This window comes from Photobacterium sp. OFAV2-7 (assembly GCF_022347985.1).
Classification (GTDB): Bacteria; Pseudomonadota; Gammaproteobacteria; order Enterobacterales; family Vibrionaceae; genus Photobacterium.
On the sequence record NZ_JAKRFQ010000551.1, the window covers coordinates 1 to 3499 of the forward strand.

Annotated in this window: 2 protein-coding genes; one reads left to right on the forward strand and one right to left on the reverse strand. The window is 49.1% G+C overall.

Translation table 11 applies throughout. From position 1 onward, the window contains the following. Nucleotides 1-1823: methyl-accepting chemotaxis protein (locus tag MHN01_RS20690; RefSeq protein WP_239413154.1), on the reverse strand; the 1823-nt coding region annotated here is incomplete at its 3' end. A gap of 527 nt (nt 1824-2350) precedes the next feature. On the opposite strand from MHN01_RS20690, the gene MHN01_RS20695 reads away from it, so the two are divergent. Next, on the forward strand, nt 2351-3499 hold a 1149-nt coding region (locus MHN01_RS20695), incomplete at its 3' end, for a carbohydrate porin (RefSeq protein ID WP_239413156.1).

The window sequence follows — 3499 nt, forward strand, 5'->3', positions numbered from 1 at the left end:
TCTTCCTGCCGTAACTTGTTCATAATGCTACCGATGTGATTAGCTGCCTGTGATGTCTTGGTCGCCAGGTTGCGTACCTCATCAGCCACCACTGAAAAACCTCTGCCATGCTCGCCGGCGCGGGCCGCTTCGATAGCCGCGTTAAGGGCCAGCAAGTTGGTCTGATCGGTGATTTCCGAAATCAGTTTGACGATGTCGTCAATCTCTTGCATCTGGTTGTTTACATCATTGACGCTGCGTGCCGAGGCTTCGACAATCTCTTTGATTTTATTGGTATTGCTGACAGCTTGCTGGTATTCCTTCTGGGCGTTATCAACCGTATTGTGCATCTCGTGCTGCATGGTATTGGCTGCTACGGTTGCATTGGAGATCTCCTGCTGCTGGCTGTCGGCAAGCGACAGCATCGCATCGATAGAGTTGGCTGTCTCAATGGTGGATTGATCGACGAGATCACAGCGTCTTAGCATGGATTCGCTGACTTGTTTTACTTCGCTGGAGGCATGGATCATCTCTCTCATAATGCCGTCGAGATTGTCGATGAAACTGTTGATCCAACGCCCCATATCTCCTGATTCATCCGGTTTGAACCGGCCGGTATCCAAACGTTGCTTGAGGTTGCCATCTCCCTCGGCGATGGTCTGGATAACATCCGACATTTGCTGCAGCTGCCGGGCGATGGGTTTCGCTGCCAGGTAGGTAAAACTCAGTGTACTGAGGACGATCGTAAGCAGGGTGACCAGTCCCTGTTGATAGACCTGCAGCGATAGCCAATGGGTTAGTAGTAATGGTGTGAGGAGAGAGAATATCAGTGCCAGGGTGTATTGTTTGCTCAGGGTGAAGCCCAGCGAGCGGTGACGGTAGACTTCTTCCAGATCGGCTTCGCACATCATTCCCCAACGATCAGGCGATCCTTTGAGCTGAAAGGTCACACCCTTTCCGATCACCGGAATGTGCCGATAGTCGGAGTAGCCCGGATAATCGATATAGAGGTTGGATCCGTTGGCAATGGTTTCTCGTACGCCGGGATGCAGTTCGTTGGTCGCCGGATCGGTAAACCGGATCTCAAACTCGGTATGCTGGCGTATCTTGACCATCCCCCAGTTGGTGTTCACGCCGGACTTTAGGTTCTCGCCATGGGAAAAAGTATTGTCTTCGAAACGGGATCGGGAGAGGGCGGTACCAGGAAGGATCGTGGGATCGAGGCGAGATTCGACCATAAAAATGTAGTTGTCGCCGGACTCATTATAAATATGGCCGGCTTCACGCTGGATCAAATCCCCCATGACATCGTTGGGTACGCGGCCGCAGAGGCAACCGATAATCTGGTTGTCGACACTGAGGGGCTGGTAGAACATCAGCGTGACTTCATCATGAAATGCTGAGCTCGAGGGGCCGATTTGCAAGGTTGCTTTGTCGACATAGGGCCCGTGAAGGAACGGCGCTTTCAGTCCCTGTTCGAGTATCGTTTTATTTTCGTGCCGGGTACCGATATGTCTTTCATAGCTTGAGAAACTCACGCTACCGGCTGTCTGAACAATGAAAAGCTCCGAGAAATCACCGTTACGTTCCAGTAAGTGCTTTAGTACGCTGTTTTTCTCGTCGTCAGGTTTGGTAGCGACATACAGGGCGGCATTTTGCAGGAAGTCCCATTGGCTATTTACCCATGACTGGAGTATGTGAACGCGGTTGTTCGCAATACTTTCAAATGTTTGCTCAAGTGTCGAACGACGGGAACGGTTAAGCCAGCAGGCCTTTCGCATGGCTAGTTTTCCCGTCGAGCCCCAGAACGGCAACCAGCGCTTTTCTTTTTCCGACAAGTTCATCTTATGTCTTCCCTAACTCAATGATATTGATACCTTTAAAGCAATCTTGGTGCCATTGTAGGAAAACGAACATAGCGCAGAGAATTGCGCTGGCAATGCAGTGTTAGAAGGATAATTGGTGCAATAAAGTGCCAGTTTTTGTGTTGATATTTCGGAGTCTCCTCTAGGCAAACGCACAGCGCACTATGTGGTTGCACCATTTGAGAGCGGGTGCACTATCTGTTGCACTGTTTTGTGGCTTTTTCTCCTCAACTCTCAGTCCAAAAAAATCCAACTCAACGCTTCTAATAGCTGTTTAAACAAATTTTCAGCATAACCGGAGTTTATGCGTGATTAGTGTGTAATTCGCGTGCTGAATCATATTCCTCTCCCGCATATGCGTAGATCACATAACGCGCAATTTTGACACTACGATCACAAAGCTAAACGGTTTTAGCAGGTTTTGCTCGATCAACTAAACCGGTTTAGCAATAATCAGCTCCGTTGTTTAGTGGTTTACAAATTAATGGATAGATGGAATTAGAATGATGAAAAAAAGCCTCTTATCACTTGCAGTGTCTTTTGCCGTAACTTGCTCTGGTGCCGCCCTGGCACAAGGCGATACCGCGAGCTTAGAGCAAAGGATTGCTGATTTAGAGAAGCGTCTGGAAAAAACAGAGCAGGTGGCAGTTGATGCTGAGAAGCAGGCGTCTGCGTTTGAATTTCACGGTTATGCTCGTTCAGGCTTGCTAATTAATGACGACCTGAACGGCGCATCGGGAACTGGCCCGTATATGACGGCGGCAGGTGCATTGGGCGGAGCGGTTGGTCGTCTGGGTATTGAAGATGACAATTATGTAGAAGTCATCCTTGATCATAATATCAGTCAGGATGATGGTTCATGGTCAAAGTACCGCGTGATGATAGCGGACAGCACCGAAACCAACAACGAGTGGACAGCTGATGACTCTAAGCTGAACGTTCGCCAGATTTTTGCCGAGCTAGGAGGCCTGGATTCGTTTGATGGCGCGCTGGCTTATGCATCCATTTGGGCTGGTAAACGTTTTGACCGCGATAACTTCGATATTCACTTCATGGATACAGACATTGTCTTCCTGTCTGGTACCGGTGCGGGTATTTATGATGTTCAGTTTAGCGAAGACTGGCAAACCAACTTCTCTATCTATGGCCGTGACTTCGGCACTATTGATAGCTCGAGCCTGGAAGTTGAAAACTACATTGTTACGATGAACAACTACATCGGCCAGTGGCAGTTAATGCTTAACGCAATGACAGCGGCTGATAATGAAGACAGAGATCAGACTGCATCATCACCGACCAAACGTGCCGAAAACGGTTTCCACGCTTTACTCGCCTATCATGGCAACAACTTCTACGGCGGTGGTGAAGGTTTCTCCAAGACAGGTATTCTTGTTGGTCAGGGCCTGGGTGCTGAGCTGAAGGGTATTGGTTCAAAAGGCGACCTGAACGAAGATGCTCAGGCTGTACGTTTGTTTAGCTACGGTGTAACCCGTTTTGCAGATAACTGGCGTATTGCGCCTGCCTTCTTGGGTGAATTCAGCAAAGACCGTGTCAAAGACGGTGACGAGTTCCTATGGGCGACAGCGAACGTTCGTCTGGCTCAAGAGCTAACCAAAAACTTCGAGATGGTATACGAAGGTTCTTACCAGTACATG